Source organism: Paenibacillus sp. FSL K6-3182, from assembly GCF_037976325.1.
Lineage (GTDB): Bacteria > Bacillota > Bacilli > Paenibacillales > Paenibacillaceae > Pristimantibacillus.
The window spans coordinates 4,525,606-4,541,503 of the sequence record NZ_CP150265.1; the positions used below are offsets into that span (position 1 = coordinate 4,525,606).

The window sequence follows — 15,898 nt, forward strand, 5'->3', positions numbered from 1 at the left end:
CGTTTATAATGACAAAGGCAGAAAAACAACTCAGAAGTCTTATCAGTCAAGCAATTCGCGGTTCGAAAACTCCCGCGTTATCAAAACTAGGAGGTAACAAGCAACATGTTTAATTTATGGTTTGGCGCGATCTTCATGCTCGTGCATTTTTCGTTATTTCTTCTTTCGTATCGTTTTTTTGGCCGGGTAGGCATTTACGCTTGGATAGGAATGGCTACCGTGTTAGCCAACATTCAAGTCGTCAAAACAATCGATATCCATGCCTTCGGCATGATTATTGCTATAACGCTTGGCAATACGATGTACGGAACTATCTACTTGGCGTCAGACCTTCTTAATGAAAAGTATGGCGAAAAAGCGGCCAAAAGAGCCGTTTGGTTCGGATTCTTCACGCTTATTACTTCGACCATTATTATGCAGATGGCGCTTCTTTTTAATCCGTTAAATGAAGAATTTCCTCTGCAGGTTCAAGGTGCTATGGAAACGTTATTCGGACTAATGCCAAGAATTGCACTAGCAAGCTTATGCGCTTATTTTGTGAGCCAATTTTTGGACGTCAAAATTTACTCCACTTTAAAACGTTTATGTCCGGCTCCTAATCAGCTCTGGATTCGTAATAATGGGAGTACTATGGTAAGTCAGCTAGTCGATACGTTCATATTTTGCACCATTGCTTTTGCAGGCGCACCAGGCTATAGCAGCAAGCTTTGGCTCTCTATTTTCTTATCGACTTATGTCATCAAATTTATCGTATCCCTTTGTTCGACACCATTCTTATATGCTGCAAGAAACTTTACCTTTAAAGAAGAAAAGGAAAGTCTTCCGGGCTGATGCCATCTGGACAAGCTCGTAACTTATGATTCATATAAGGTTGTAAAAGCGGGATGCCAACTGCCAGGCATCCCGCTTTCCTATTTGCTCACTATGATGTAAACCCAATATCATCAATCATTACTTTTCCTGGTCCACTTACAAAACGAAACGTAATTCGGCTAATCTCATCCGCTTTTATTGCTAATTCGTCTGAGCTGAATAGCTCAAGCGGCAGCGTGTAGGTTTGAAATATGGGCTCCGAAGATTCTTTGTATTTCTCATCCTTAATGCGCTCCTCCAGCCAAGGAAAAGCCATAAAGGCTGTATACGTTGGCGGCGCCACAGGCATAACTTTATCTAAGCCTAGCTCTATACTCTCGCCTTCAGTCGTCGTAAGCTCAATCTCTATGACCGGCAGCGGCGGCGGTTCAGTGAGTTCTAATGCGTTATTTGCAGCATCTGCTTTGTCTTTATCCTCTACAGCAATCAAATCACGTTCAAGATTTGCCATCGAAAATACTAGATTGCCATCCGTTATTTCTGCGGCTTGATCAATCGTTTTTGGCGATAATTCCAAAGCATATTCCGCCCCAGGCTCCGACCATTCCAGCTCGATTCCTTTTGTACCTTTGTTTTTGCCATCGCGGTCTTCAGCTGATGCGATGCTCCAATCGATCATTCCAGCAACACTCGCCTTGCCGCCATTCTTCAACGCTGTTTTTTGCTTGCCATCATCATACCTAGCAATCTCTGTAAAATCGGACGATTCAAACCGATTGGTATACGCTGTATTTGGGAGCCAATCAAGTCCAGACCGATAATCTTCAAAAAGCTGCTTATAGCTGTTTTCTCCTAGCAAAGTAGCTTGCAAAAATGCCGATACATACACTTTGGAAACTTGACGCTGATCCTCAGCTGCAAGCAGCTCCTTACGACTCAAAAACAGGCCTCCCGGCGGACGCTCATCCATTCTCCCCCAGTCAGAATTAAATTGACTGTGATTAGCATCCGCGATATAAAGAGCTGCCTTAAACTTATCTGTTGACTCTTGGAACTTCGTTCTGCTGTACTGTCGATCACCGTAAAAATTGTTTACATCCGCATCTCGCGCCCCTTGAAGTGTCAAGTAATTTACATCGGTCAGCTGTGCCGATTTATTATCGACTTGCTTATCTGTTGGTGCGATTGCTACAACAGACTCGATTACAACATCATTTAAGTTCTCTAATGTTTTGTCGTCTTTAAACCAGCGATCCGCATCAGAAGCCATAGCTACTGCTTGGCCGCCGCGGGAATGACCAATTAATGCAACCCTACTTAAGTCAACTTTTCCGGTAAAAGGATTGCCGACTTCTTCGTTCAACTGTTTAATTTGCTGCAAATGCTTAAGAAGTACCCAAGCGCGTACTTTCATATCATTATTAGGTATACCAGACCAAACGGAATAGTTTAAAAAATTCTCATCTACTGAAATGGCTATTATGCCTTGGCTAGCAAGCAGCTCTCCCAAATAGCCATAACCCCCATCAGAGAAATCCTCCATCAAATGATTGCCATGTACGATAAGTGCAATTGGATAAGTTCCTTCACCCTCCGGCATCCAGACACGGCCATTTAAAGGCAGAGCATGCTCGTCAAATCCCCAAAATTTTGTTTTCAGTTTTGACCATTCAGTAATATAAGCTGAAGCATCAACTGCCGTAGATTGAACATCAACCTCTTTGCCAAAAATAACTCTATGCTTATCCAGCCCGCTTCCGTAAGTGAAAGCCTGAAATGCAAACTTCCCATTCTCAGCTGGATCAGGCGCATTTATTGTATTGCGAATGGAATCGCTGTCCAGCGCGACGTCAGCCGTTTGAGACATAGCTGCAGTTCCTGGCCAATAAACAAACAGATAACTGATCGCTGCAACAGAAGCTGCTCCCACCATAATCAAAAATTTGCTCCGTCGCTTTATTTTTAACTTTAAGAGGACACCGAGCAAACAGCCCGCAGCAGCCCCTATGATGGTAAATGCAATCGCAATGATAATTGACATGAGTATGCCTAGCTCAGCATAATACAAAATCAGATAAGCCTCTATCGAAGCGTATGTCCATACAGCCGCAAGTCTGCGTGGTATTGGTAAATACAACATTGAATATATAAATGATAGCAAGTTCGCTGCTAGACTCATAGCAACGATATTCAAAATTAAAAAAAGTAAAATATCAATTGTCGTACCAAGTCCAGTCGGCATGCCAAGCGCGGCTGCCGTCATCGCTAGTGACGCAAATAGAGCTGTGCTTCCTATAGCAATTCTCGCTATATAATGATCTCGTTCATTTCTAAGCTCGAATCGGTTTTTTAACCAAGCCATTAATTTTTTCCATCTTTTTGGCTCAGGAGGCTGCTGCAGCTGAAACTGCGGCTCTTGCAATACTAATTCCATAAATCCCCCTCAACAGTAATCCAGTTTCGGCTATTACGCTTCTCGATATGGACAGGCACTCCAAAAAAATCACTCATAAGTGCGGATGTCAGCACCTCAGAAGTGTCATTTGCTGCAAACACCTTCCCCTTCTTAATTAAAAGCGTTTTTGCAAAGCAAGGCAATATCTCTTCCACGTGATGGGTCACGTAAATAATGGTAGGAGCATTCTGCTCTCCTGCCACAGCAGCTATCATTTGAAGCAGCTGCTCGCGTGCAAATACATCAAGTCCTGTACACGGCTCATCCAGTATTAACAGCTTCGGAGTAGCCATCAGCGCCCTTGCGATCAACACTCGCTGCTTCTCTCCTTGTGACAGCGTATTGTATGTTCGCTCCATTAAAGCCGTACAGCCGAGTGTTCTCATTAATTCTTCTGCTTGGATCATGTCAGCAGAATCGGTTTGATCATATAGTCCAATGGTTGCAAATTTGCCGCTAAGAACAATTTTTAGAGCAGTCTCAGAGCCGTATAGCTTTTGCTGCAATGAAGTACTAACCCAGCCAATGCTTTTTCTCAGCTCGCGTAAATCAAATTCACCGAATTTTTTCCCAAGTACCTCCATACTGCCTTCAGATGGCCATATATAGCCGTTAATCATATTCAGCAATGTTGTTTTGCCAGACCCGTTCAGTCCAAGCAAACACCAATGCTCACCTTCGTTTACTTTCCAGCTTATTTGTTCCAAAATTTTATTGTTATTTTGTTCCCACGAAACGTTATGAATGTCAATGATCACGATTAACTCTCCCGTCTGTTGACTTTTAAGTATGCTATAAATTTGACTTGGCATATAATATCGACCATTATAATAATACAACGATTCTCGCTTATGTCGAAACCGTTCCAGCTAATAATCACATATATATAATTGTTATATCAGGAGTGATCTGCGTATGAAAACGAATCAACTAAAGCAATGGGCTCATTTTTTTCTGACTTATAAATTTGCGCTCGATGCTGTAGAAACAAAACTTAACATTCTAAATGAAGAATTTCAATTTATTCATGATTACAATCCGATCGAGCATATGAAGACCAGAATCAAAGCGCCAGAGAGCGTCATGCAGAAGCTTCAGCGCAAAGGACTCCCTATTACTCTTGAGGATGCCAAAGAGCATATACGGGATATTGCTGGCGTGCGCGTAATCTGTTCCTTCTCTACCGATATTTATCAAATCGTCGACATGATTAGCAAGCAAAGCGACGTGCGCGTCGTTGAGCTCAAGGATTATGTCATCAATCCGAAGCCAAATGGTTATCAGAGCATTCATTTGCTAATTGAAATACCGGTCTTCCTTACCGATCGAACCGAAAATGTGCTTGTAGAAATTCAAATTCGAACGATTGCCATGGATTTCTGGGCAAGTCTCGAGCATAAGATCTATTATAAATTCAATGAGCAAATTCCGCTACATATACAACAGCAGCTCAAAGGCTCTGCCGATATGATTCATCTTCTGGATCGGGAGATGCTTGCTTTGAATGTGGAAGTACAAAAGCACCGTGAGCAAGCTCTAAAATAAAAAAAGCTCCATCCCGATTTACCGGGAAGGAGCTTTTTTTTATTCGGTTAGGTGATCGCGTAATAAAAAGGGACGATAATTAAATTTAACATTAATGCAATAGCTCCGATCGCCATAGACCAACCGCCTAGTCCGCGTGCGCCTTGTCGGTATGCTATAAAGCCAAGTACAACTGATGTTGCACCAATGAGTACAGGCCATAGAAACCAAGACGCAATTGCAAACACAAGTGATACCCATCCAAGAGCATAACCTCCGGACTCGGCATCTACCCGCTCTTCTCTCTCCTCATAACGGTTTTCTCTGTGCTCTGTATGAACTGCTGGATTGCTGATTGCAAAATCAGCAGCCATTTCTTCATTTACATCAATCAAGCGATCCGTCCCCACAACTGGATGGCTTGTTCGTTCAGATCGATCTCGATCATCCAACAATTGTTTATAATCGTCTTCATATTTACCCATCGACCTTCACTCCTTTGGTTTAAAGGTAAGGCAGCATGTTGACTTTGATTGTTCAGCTTGATCTTGATGAAATAGTCCGAGGTCATCCGCAGCAAATTCTTCTTTAAAATTGGCGCCTGCATGTTGATCGATTTCGATGTTGATTTCACTAGCTCCACAATTATTGCCTTCTTTCCAGAAGTTGCAGTTAGCGACACTACAAGACACGCCTTTTGGCATAAAAAAATCACCTCCACTATCAAGTTTCCCTGACCGGAGGTGATTCATTCTGCCTTATTTTTGTCCTTGCATACGACGCTGAGTCATGTAATCATTTTCGTAATACGCTAATTCATCACGCAGTTCTTCAAAAACCTTGGAAACACTAAGTACGATACCACGAGAATCACGATTCGGTTTAAAGCGGAAACGAATCGCATCTTGGCCAGTATAAGCATAACGGCCATCTTCAGAATAACATTCGTTCTTCGGATAGAAAAACGCGCTTACGCATTGATGGTAAACCTCATACAGCACGCGTTCCGCATAATCTGTATCAAAATTGGGCCGTCTGAGCAATACTCCCAGCTTTTCAACCGAGACTTCAGAAAAGACCAATAAATGTCTCAAATCGGATAAAAGGCCTTTGTAAAAAGTATGTGCTTCTTCTCCATCATCTTCGCCGGTTAATTGGGGCAAGGAATTGTTATTCAGAAACGGTTCCAGTTGGCTTAACGCATCCTTTAGCTTTGTGCGAGTTGATTCCGTTAGTGCTTTGACGTTGGCAGTTGGCATATAGGTAGTTCCCCTTTCATAATCCAAACACACGTAAAAACTACAATCATCACTATCGTACCACAAATTACATTTAAGTGGTACTGGCGATTCACGCTTTCGTTCGCATATTTTAAGCCTTGGAATCCGAACCTATAGATTAGACTTAGCTCTAATTTAGAACGATCAATGGAGGGTTTCAGGCATGCATAGAAAATGGATTGGTGGCCTTACAATTTTAGCCTTAGCTGCTCTACTTATACCAATGACGCCGATATTTGCCCCTAAAGACGTCAAAAAACCGCCGCAAACGTCTAGTTTTTCTGCAAAACGCGAGCATACGCTCAAAATTGCTGCGCTGCAATCCGATATGAAAGCGACAGCGATGCTTTGCTCAACAGAGTGCTCCAAAGATTTTCAGAAGCTAATGAGCTCCAGTATGGGATCAAAAAACGAAGCTGATCAACAAATCAAGCATATGATGCATGAGCATGCGCACATGGCTTATATTAGCTGGATTTCGGGCAATCGCAGCGTTGATCGAGGAGCCCTTCCACAAACAGAGGATCAGAAAGTCAAATCTTATGTTTCTGAAGCAAAATCACAAGTTAGCAAAGGGGCCAAATTTGAATCCCCTTCTTTCACGGCCAAAAATGGAAGCCGTTATATGGTGCTGGGTGTGCCAGACTCCAAGCATAGTGGAATCGGTGTTGTCGGTGTCATCAAACAAGATATTTTGAAATCCGTAGAACATCATCAAATGCGCAACCTTAGACTTGTACCTTACCCGGTTGAAGGAAATTACAAAATCGAATCCGTGAAACCAAACTCAACGATCGATACGACTGTTCGTACTGGCGAGGATAACGGTAATGCCAGTCATTATCATGTTCGTGACGTCGTTGTACATTTCGTTAAGCCTCTTTCGGGCAGTGAGCTTGAACAGGTAAAACGCGATATAAATGCGGAGTGGGTTAAACAAGTCGGAGATACTTTTATTTTCCGCTCAAGAAATATTGAAACGGATCAGCTAGTCCGTTATTTCAAGCAAACGTGGAATACCGAATATACAGAACCACATTATTTGTATATGACAAATGAGAGCTCAGCCGCTATCGTTCCAAATGACGCTTTGTACTCAGAGTACCAATGGAATTTGCCATCAATTGAGACGGAAAAGGGCTGGAGTTTATCTAAAGGCAGTGACAAGGTTATTATTGCTGTGCTTGATACCGGCGTGCAAAGCAATCATCCGGATTTGAAGGGAAAGCTCGCTGAAGGCAAAAATATAGTAGATGAAAATGCGGCTCCCGATGATGATGTTGGCCACGGAACCCATGTATCTGGCATCATTGGCGCTACCGTTAACAATAATGAAGGTGTTGCCGGTTTATCATGGTACAACAAAATTATGCCTGTTAAAGTATTGGACAGCAGCGGTGCAGGCTCAACTTACTCCGTCGCTCAAGGCATTATTTGGGCCGTCGATCATGGAGCTAAGGTCATTAATATGAGCTTAGGCAACTATGCGCAGGCAGATTTTCTACATGACGCGATTAAATACGCCTATGAACATGACGTAGTTATGATTGCAGCCAGCGGTAACGATAATACGGATCGACCGGGATATCCAGCCGCATATCCGGAAGTATTCGCTGTTGCGGCTACCAACAGCAGCAAAGAAAAAGCCTCATTTTCCAACTATGGCGATTATATAGACGTTGCAGCACCTGGCGACAGCATTGCGAGCACCTATCCTGGCAGTCAATATGCGGCATTGTCCGGCACATCTATGGCAAGTCCCCATGTCGCGGCATTGGCAGGATTGATTCGTTCCATTAATCCTGAGCTATCCAACGTTGAAGTTATGGAAATTATGAGAAAATCAGCTATTGATTTAGGCGCCAAAGGAAAAGACGATTATTTTGGCTATGGAGAAATCGATGTTGATAAAGCGCTGCAAGCTGCTTCAAAATACGGTGGAGCGCTGCAAACTTATCCCGATCAGGTAAAAAGAAGGCTTGATCGGATTATGAATAAGTACGGGAAGTAATTCAGCAAACACAATAAAGCACCCATCGCATGCGATGGGTGCTCTTTGTTTGTAAGTGTAAGGTCGTGCGGAAAGTTTGTCGTAAGCCGGGTTCTGTACTTCTGGTGGTCCAAACGGGAACGACCCTCCCACGATGAAGCGACAATCATCTATCTAGGCCATACATTGCTATACGGCTCCAGCAACCAACCCGGACGCGCCTCAGGCTAAGGCTGCAGCTTAGGGGCTGCGGCGTCCTCTCGGTCTTGCTCCAGATGGGGTTTACCAGGAACGTAGTCACCTATGCTCCTCGTGGTCTCTTACACCACGGTTCCACCCTTACCTGTTCCGGCTAAAAGCCGGCCATCGGCGGTCCATTTCTGTGGCACTATCCTTCAGCTCGCGCTGACTGGACGTTATCCAGCATCCTGCCCTGCGGAGCCCGGACTTTCCTCTCGCGGCAACAAGGCCGCCAGCGATTGTCTGTCAAACTTTCCGTGGCATCGTTAAGTATACAAGGTATTTCACAAAAGCTCAACCCTCAATGCCATTCCAATCTAACAATAATTTAACTATATAAAAGTAAACGGTTCTGTGTTCAAGGAAGAAGCAACCGCTGTCGTTTCATATTTACTGCTCACAAGCTGTTCATTCAACCAATTTGCAACCTTCTGCTTCATCACTTTTTCAATGTTATGACCAGGGTCGATGATCGTCATTCCTGCAGCCAGCGCATCATGTGCGGTGTGATAATCAATATCTCCAGTGACAAGCACATCAGCGCCGGAAAATACAGCATGGCGTACATACTTGCCACCCGCACCTCCGAGTACAGCGGCTTTGCGAATGACTCGGTCGAGTGCTCCTACGACTCTCACCGCTGGAACATCAAATAATTGCTTCGCTTGTTCTGCAAGCTCACTCAGTGTCTTCGGCTCGGTTAGCTTGCCGACTCTGCCCAGTCCAAACGATCTGCCCTTTAAATCGACTGAATATAAATCATAAGCAACCTCTTCATACGGATGTGCTTTAAGCATAGCTTGGACCGTTTTGCGGTGGACACTGTGAGGCACGATCGTTTCAATCCGAATCTCATCAGCACGCTCCAGCTTTCCTTCCTCGCCAATGAATGGGTTCGTTCCTGGTCCGGGAATAAATGTTCCTGTCCCCTTTATATTGAAGCTGCAGTTGCTGTAGCTGCCAATTTTACCTGCCCCTGCCCGCCACATAGCCTCAAGTACTTGCTCGTGATGGCTCTCTGGTACAAATACAACAAGCTTGTACAGCTTATCCGTATGCACTTCCTCCAAACACTGACGGTTATCCGGCACGATACCGATTAAATCAGCGAGCCAATCATTTATTCCGCCATCTGCCACATCAAGATTGGTATGTGAAATATATACGGCAATGTCGTTTTTGATAAGCTTCTCGTATAGGCGCCCTGCCGCAGTTGATGTATCCAGCTTGGCAAGCGGCCGATATATGATCGCATGATGAGCGATAATAAGCTCAGCACCTTGCTCGATCGCTTCATCAACAACAGCATCCGTCACATCCAATGCAACGAGGATCTTCTTAATCGGTTTATTTAATGTGCCAAGCTGCAAGCCGATTTTGTCATTTTCAACCGCATAATGCTTAGGCGCAAGCTGCTCCATTAACTGGATCACGGTTTGTCCATTGGCAAGCATTGTAAAACCTCCTCAATCACGTTCATCTCCGCCTGAAACTGCTCGCGTTTACTCGCTGATTCAGCAAGATCTGATCCACCCAGCTGATCACAAATACGCTCAAGCTTATTCAGCTCATGACGCCATTTTTTAAGCAATACAGGTTGCGGCTCACGGAGCAAATACGGACCCATTTGCTTCAAAACACCAAATAGCTTGTCAGCCGCAAGCTTAACCTTCAAGAAGCTGCCATCATAAAGCTCGCTATTGCGCGCTTTAGCATCCGATACACGTATGGCGTGCATCACTTCATAAATTTTTCCGTCTTCTTCGAGAATGCTTTCTGCAGCCAAATACCAATTATGCTTCAATAGCCATTCGCGTACGACTTCTTCACCTACATTAGGCTGCAGCACAAGCTCTACAACCCCTTCTAGCTTGCCCGCCGCATGACCTGCCTCCAATATATCGCTCATAAGGCTGCCGCCCATACCGGCGATTGTGACCGTGTCAGCCTCACCAGGCTGAAGCACGTTCAGGCCATCGCCTTGCCGGACTGTCAAACGAGCAGTCATTCCAGCAGCAGCACCTTGCTTCTTCGCTGCCTCATAGGGACCGAGGTTCAGCTCTCCTGCGATCGCTGAAGGGCACTTATCGATTTGCAGCAAATATACGGGGAGCATCGCATGATCCGAGCCTATATCAGCTACACGCGAGCCCGCGGTTACGTAATCTGCAATCTTCTGCAGACGCCTTGATAGTTTTAACATTATACAACCCACACCATCCATTGTTTTCGCATTGAAAATAATATTATGCCGCCTATCGCTATTTTGACAATGAGCTGCAGCTGCAACAAAATCGCATCATTTACGAACATGACCGAGTATAGCTCAGGCATAAACCACACGAGCGCGCAGGTTGCAAACAAAACAGCAGATACCGGCTTCGACCAGCGATGTACAAACCAACTGCTCCAACCAAATAAACAAGCGATAGGCAGCCAGTATAGCTGCACCTCATACCATTTCGAATCCAGCATAAATTGTGACAGCAGCCACGCATAAACAAGTATAGCCGCCAACCAGCCACTTAAATGAAGGGCAGGAATGCGAGCCTTTATTCCGTAAACAACCCAAAAGATCGAACAAAAGGCCAACAAGCCTGTTTTCCAGCCCCAATGATCAAAAGCATGCAGATTCAACATATACAATCCCCCGCCTAGAAGGAGGAGCATTCCCGTACTTGTTATTGCCAATCCAGCCGACTCGTTGCGGCTGCGAAGTCGCTGTCCCGTAAGTAAAAAAACAGCCACCGCGCCGACCACAACAGCCATTTGCAATAACGGATGAAATTCGTTAAAATAAAGCACAACAAAGGAAATTAAGGTAAAAGTTCCAAATGTAAGTAGCCATTGCATACCTGTTGCTCGTTGTACTGCGGCGATTGCTTTTCCAACTGTATGATGCTGTTCTTTAGTTGTTTGGATCGTATCTTGATCAGCATACAAATTCAGCAGAAAGTCACAATATTGATCTGGCAGCAGCTTGCTTCGGCGCCAATGATCAATTTCTTTCACGATAATTTGCCGACGATCCTGATTCATAAAATCTCGCTATCCTTTCGGTCGACTTGTCTTGCCTGCACAAGTCCGTATGTATGAGGTTGGCATTTTAGAAAAAAGACCTCGCTGCACGAGCAGAAAGGTCAATATACTAAACATCAAGTTTTTTTATTCGAGGAAATCTTTCAAACGTTTGCTGCGGCTTGGATGACGCAGTTTGCGAAGTGCTTTGGCTTCAATTTGACGAATACGCTCACGCGTAACACCAAATACTTTGCCAACTTCCTCAAGCGTTCTCGTGCGTCCATCATCAAGACCGAAGCGAAGACGAAGTACATTTTCTTCTCTTTCAGTCAATGTATCGAGCACGTCTTCCAGTTGCTCTTTAAGCAGCTCATACGCAGCAGCATCTGCTGGAGCAAGCGCTTCTTGGTCTTCAATGAAATCACCTAGGTGAGAATCATCTTCTTCCCCGATTGGAGTTTCAAGCGATACCGGTTCTTGTGCGATCTTCATAATCTCGCGTACCTTCTCGGTGCTTAGCTCCATCTCCGCAGCAATTTCCTCCGGTGTCGGTTCGCGTCCAAGTTCTTGGAGCAATTGACGTGATACTCTAATTAGCTTGTTAATCGTTTCCACCATATGAACCGGGATACGAATTGTTCGTGCTTGGTCAGCAATGGCGCGAGTAATCGCTTGACGAATCCACCATGTTGCATACGTACTGAATTTGAAGCCCTTCTGATGGTCAAACTTCTCAACTGCTTTAATAAGTCCCATATTGCCCTCTTGAATCAAATCAAGGAACAACATGCCTCTACCTACATAACGTTTCGCAATACTGACAACAAGCCGCAGGTTCGCTTCCGCAAGTCTACGTTTTGCTTCCTCGTCACCATTCTCGATACGTTGTGCAAGTTCAACCTCATCATCTGCAGAAAGAAGTGGAACCCGACCGATTTCTTTTAAATACATACGTACCGGGTCATTAATTTTTATACCCGGCGGCAAAGCTAGATCATCATCAAAGTTAAAGTCGTCCTGTTCGCGCTCTTGTTCTTCCCCTTGGGCAGCGAGTGGATTTTCTTCGTCATTTTCGTTCAGTACCTCAATCCCAAAATCATCGAGCTGTTCGAAAAATTCATCAATTTGTTCAGGGTCTTGATCGAACGGAGCCAACTTATCCATAATTTCTTTATACGTCAAAGATGACCTCTTTTTGCCTTGCTCAATCAATTGATCCTTCACATGATCCAGTTTTTGTTCGGTATCTAGTTCAGTATGTTGATCATTCGCCATATTCCGACTCCCTCCCCCCTAGAAACGATCTTCCTGTCGTCCTTTGAGCTGTCTCTCTAGGGTTATAATCTCACTTGCTATTTGTGCTGCTGCCAAAAAATCTCCGGTACGCTCAGCACGCACCATTTCTTCTTTCTTGCGTTCAATATCACGATACTGCGGTACTTTAATAATGTCCTGGATATATGCGTCCATCATTGTATCATCGAACGGAAAGTCACCGTCCATCATCAAAATCGATGCAGCTGTACGTTCTAATCGGTCATCATGCAGCGTTGCAATAAAGCGGCTTACATCCGGATCATAGCCTTGAGCAAAATAAGCGTATAAATAAGCAGCAAGAGCTGCGTGATCCTCTACATTAAACGCATCGCCGAGTCGTTCATGAACCGATTGCGCTACCTCTCGATCCCGCATCATAACGTGCAGCAACCTTCGTTCTGCATGTGTGAAAGCAGGCATAAGAGTAGGTGGTCCAGACTTTCGGGGCTTTTCATTCCTACCATTATTCCACGAATTGTCGTTATTATCCCCTTGCGGTTTCTTTTTTTGCAGCTCCTGTCTAATTTGATGACAGTCCTGTTTCAAAGCATCCAGTGAGATTTCGAACTCTCGTGAAATTTCCTTCAGGTAGACCTCGCGTTCTGTTGAAGAATCAAGCTCTGCAACAATTTGTACCGCTTCAAGCAGATAGTTCTTTCTACCTTCTTCTTTTAGCAGTATATGGTTTTTCCTTGAATATATAAGCTTAAATTTTGTCACCGATACCGGCTGGTCCATTATCTCTCGCAAGAAATACTCCGGACCATATTCGCTTATATAATCATCGGGATCCTTTCCTTTCGGAAGCATCGCCACCGATACTTTGAGGCCTGCGCTTTCAAGCATCGGAATTGATTTGAATGCTGCTGCTTGTCCTGCATCATCACCGTCATAACATACAATGACTTCTTCGGCTTGTCGTTTTAGAATAGCGCAATGTTCTTCGGTCAAAGCCGTTCCCATCGTGGCAATTCCATTTTTTACGCCAGCGCTCCATGATTTAATGACGTCCATGTAACCTTCAAACAATACAACTTGCTTACTCTTTCGAATAGATGGCCGCGCATAGTGCAGATTGTAAAGTGTTCTGCTTTTCGTAAACAGCATCGTTTCCGAGGTATTCAAGTATTTCGGCTGTCCTTCGCCTATAATGCGACCCGCAAACGCGGTAGCTTTGCCGTCTCGATCCCATATCGGAAACATAATGCGATTTCGAAACCGATCCACATATCCACTCCCGTCAGATTTAGCCGAAAGCAATCCGCCTTTTTCCATCAATGCAAGATCAAACCCACGATTCGTTAAAAACCGGGCCAGCAAGTCCCATTCCTCAGGAGCGTAACCAATCATAAAATGATCAATCAGCTTATCACTAAGTCCGCGATCCCGCAAATATTGCTTTGCCGCTTGTCCTTGCTTCGTGTTATTCAGCACATGATGATATAACTTAATTGTCAGCTCATGCGCCTCAATGATCTTGGCTCGGTCTGCATCATGCGGCGTGGATTTCACTCCATCTGGTGATGCCCAGGTTACAGGCATTCCCGCATCCATCGCCAGCACTCGAACAGCTTCAGGAAACGAATAACCTTCCATTTCCTCAAAAAAACGAATAACGTTGCCGCCCTTACCGCAGCCGTAGCAATGGTAAATTTGGAGCTCCGGCGTCACTGTAAATGAGGGAGTCTTCTCCGAATGGAACGGACATAACCCCTTCATATATTTGCCGTGCTTCGTGAGATGAACATATTTCCCGACCGTCTCTACGATGTCATAATGCTTGCGAACCGCATCAATGACCTCTTCCGGTATTTTATTACCGTATGTCATCGTTCATCACCTTCATCCTAGTAACACGTAAATAATATTCGCTATACGTCATGGTTCTCCTGCTCATTTCGTAAAACTTTTGTCAACTTTTGTTGAAACCGTGCACGATCGTCGTTGTTCATCGCTTTTGGCCCTCTTGTTTTGCCTCCGGTACGGCGACGTTTCGCAAGTTCGTGTCTACGTTCCATCAAATAATCAATGTTCTCATCGGTATATTGTTCTCCACGAGGAGACAATACGACAGCGCCTTTGCCGATTGCTATGCATGCCAGTCCAAAATCTTGTGTAACGACAATATCTCCACGCACAATATGGTTCACAATGTATAGATCGACAGATTGATTGCTTCGGTCCACCTGTACAATATCTACTCCAGGCTGAGGCTCCAGCCGATGGTCGTGAGAAGCAACCATTAGTACTGCTACAGAAAAGAGTCTTGCCGTTTCACCTATTTCCGTTTTAACCGGACATGCATCCGCATCGACCACAATGGTAGGTTTTTGTTGACGAATAGAAAATCACCGCTCGGTTTCAAATTCTTTTCCTATACTATTATATACGGCATAACTCTAAAAAATCCTTCCGCTTGACATTATGGCAAACGTACATATTCCATAATCAAACTTGCTGTCTCTTCAACGGCTCGATGTGATACGTCAATCACAACGCAGCCTAGCTGCTTCATAATAGTATCGGCATAAAGCAGTTCCTTTTCAATACGATCAGGAGTCGCATAAGATGCATTATTCGGTAAGCCAAGTGCTTTAAGGCGTTCTTTCCGTATCGTATTTAAGTATGGAACACCTATTGTAAGCCCGATTATTTTGCGTTTTGGCAGCTTAAACAATTCGTCTGGCGGCTTTAGCTCTGGGACTAGCGGCACATTAGCAACTTTGAACTTCTGATGCGCGAGGTACATCGATAAAGGCGTTTTTGACGTTCGTGATACGCCAACGAGTACAATATCTGCTTTTAGTACGCCGGATGTATCTCTCGCATCATCATATTTTACTGCAAATTCTACAGCATCTACCTTTTTGAAATAATTGGCATCAAGCACATGATTAAGACCAGGCTCTTGACGTGATTTCCGCCCAGTCCGCTTCTCCAGCGTCTCGATAAAAGATCCCAAAAGATCGATCGCGGTAACGCTGTATGCCTCTGCAAACTTTTTCATGCTATCGCGAAGATGCGGAATAACGAGTGTATAGATCACAATTGCATCAACTTGCTGCGCCTGCTCAATAATTCGCAGCAAGCCTGCCTCTTCCGTTACAAAAGGGGCTCTGCGGATATCGGTATGAAGTGGATGAAATTGCGCGATTGCTGCGCGTACAACAAGCTCCCCTGTATCACCAGCTGCATCGGAGACGACATATACGATTACTTCGGGATTAGAACGAGACATGATCTATCATCCTCCTTACG

General features: G+C 44.5%; 15 protein-coding genes and 1 other RNA gene. 3 read left to right on the plus strand and 13 right to left on the minus strand.

What is annotated here, in order from left to right:
* Positions 1 to 105 precede the first annotated feature (105 nt).
* Positions 106 to 831, plus strand: a complete 726-nt coding sequence (locus MHH56_RS20085) for a queuosine precursor transporter (RefSeq protein ID WP_339203415.1) — start codon at positions 106 to 108, stop codon at positions 829 to 831.
* A gap of 91 nt (positions 832 to 922) precedes the next feature.
* On the opposite strand, the gene MHH56_RS20090 is transcribed toward MHH56_RS20085, so the two are convergent.
* Both MHH56_RS20090 and MHH56_RS20095 read right to left on the minus strand, forming a co-directional pair.
* A complete protein-coding gene (locus tag MHH56_RS20090) occupies positions 923 to 3,247 on the minus strand; it encodes an alpha/beta hydrolase (protein ID WP_339203417.1) in 2,325 nt (774 codons plus the stop codon).
* Entirely contained in the window at positions 3,238 to 4,026 is a 789-nt protein-coding gene (locus MHH56_RS20095; RefSeq protein ID WP_339203419.1) for an ABC transporter ATP-binding protein, read from the minus strand. Before MHH56_RS20095 ends, MHH56_RS20090 begins: the two co-directional genes overlap by 10 nt.
* 157 nt (positions 4,027 to 4,183) lie before the next feature.
* Between MHH56_RS20095 and MHH56_RS20100 the strand changes: the two genes are divergently transcribed.
* The gene (locus MHH56_RS20100; protein ID WP_076266910.1) at positions 4,184 to 4,813 is read left to right on the plus strand and encodes a GTP pyrophosphokinase family protein; all 630 of its coding nucleotides are present in this window, start codon (positions 4,184 to 4,186) and stop codon (positions 4,811 to 4,813) included.
* A 47-nt stretch (positions 4,814 to 4,860) separates the two neighbouring features.
* Here MHH56_RS20100 and MHH56_RS20105 read toward each other — a convergent pair whose 3' ends face one another.
* From MHH56_RS20105 to MHH56_RS20115, 3 genes are read right to left on the minus strand one after another with little or no spacing between them, the layout of a single operon-like run.
* On the minus strand, positions 4,861 to 5,277 hold the full coding sequence (locus MHH56_RS20105) for a hypothetical protein (RefSeq protein ID WP_339203421.1): 417 nt from the start codon (positions 5,275 to 5,277) through the stop codon (positions 4,861 to 4,863).
* Positions 5,278 to 5,283: 6 nt separating this feature from the next.
* On the minus strand, positions 5,284 to 5,496 hold the full coding sequence (locus MHH56_RS20110) for a DUF1540 domain-containing protein (RefSeq protein WP_076266909.1): 213 nt from the start codon (positions 5,494 to 5,496) through the stop codon (positions 5,284 to 5,286).
* 54 nt (positions 5,497 to 5,550) lie between these two features.
* Entirely contained in the window at positions 5,551 to 6,051 is a 501-nt protein-coding gene (locus tag MHH56_RS20115) for a YpuI family protein (RefSeq protein ID WP_076266908.1), read from the minus strand.
* Between the two features lie 184 nt (positions 6,052 to 6,235).
* Here MHH56_RS20115 and MHH56_RS20120 point away from each other — a divergent pair, with 184 nt between their 5' ends.
* Positions 6,236 to 8,083: a S8 family peptidase gene (locus MHH56_RS20120; protein ID WP_339203424.1), complete on the plus strand. Its 1,848-nt coding sequence runs from the start codon at positions 6,236 to 6,238 to the stop codon at positions 8,081 to 8,083.
* 67 nt (positions 8,084 to 8,150) lie between these two features.
* Here MHH56_RS20120 and rnpB read toward each other — a convergent pair.
* From rnpB to MHH56_RS20160, 8 genes are all read right to left on the minus strand, one after another.
* Positions 8,151 to 8,557: RNase P RNA component class A (gene rnpB, locus MHH56_RS20125), an RNA gene on the minus strand.
* A gap of 77 nt (positions 8,558 to 8,634) precedes the next feature.
* Positions 8,635 to 9,756: a Nif3-like dinuclear metal center hexameric protein gene (locus MHH56_RS20130; RefSeq protein ID WP_339203426.1), complete on the minus strand. Its 1,122-nt coding sequence runs from the start codon at positions 9,754 to 9,756 to the stop codon at positions 8,635 to 8,637.
* Positions 9,732 to 10,505 carry a class I SAM-dependent methyltransferase gene (locus MHH56_RS20135; RefSeq protein ID WP_339203428.1) on the minus strand — a complete coding sequence of 258 codons (774 nt, stop codon included), beginning with the start codon at positions 10,503 to 10,505 and terminating at the stop codon, positions 9,732 to 9,734. Before MHH56_RS20135 ends, MHH56_RS20130 begins: the two co-directional genes overlap by 25 nt.
* A complete protein-coding gene (locus MHH56_RS20140; protein ID WP_339203430.1) occupies positions 10,505 to 11,341 on the minus strand; it encodes a hypothetical protein in 837 nt (278 codons plus the stop codon). The genes MHH56_RS20135 and MHH56_RS20140 overlap by 1 nt, the downstream gene beginning before the upstream one ends.
* Before the next feature lie 126 nt (positions 11,342 to 11,467).
* On the minus strand, positions 11,468 to 12,598 hold the full coding sequence (rpoD, locus tag MHH56_RS20145) for an RNA polymerase sigma factor RpoD (protein WP_053376806.1): 1,131 nt from the start codon (positions 12,596 to 12,598) through the stop codon (positions 11,468 to 11,470).
* Positions 12,599 to 12,616: 18 nt separating this feature from the next.
* A complete protein-coding gene (gene dnaG, locus MHH56_RS20150) occupies positions 12,617 to 14,470 on the minus strand; it encodes a DNA primase (RefSeq protein WP_076266903.1) in 1,854 nt (617 codons plus the stop codon).
* A 41-nt stretch (positions 14,471 to 14,511) separates the two neighbouring features.
* Positions 14,512 to 14,961, minus strand: coding sequence for a YaiI/YqxD family protein (locus tag MHH56_RS20155; RefSeq protein WP_339209682.1), 450 nt, complete (start codon positions 14,959 to 14,961; stop codon positions 14,512 to 14,514).
* Positions 14,962 to 15,062: 101 nt separating this feature from the next.
* Entirely contained in the window at positions 15,063 to 15,878 is an 816-nt protein-coding gene (locus MHH56_RS20160; protein WP_076266901.1) for a pyruvate, water dikinase regulatory protein, read from the minus strand.
* Between the last annotated feature and the right edge of the window lie 20 nt (positions 15,879 to 15,898).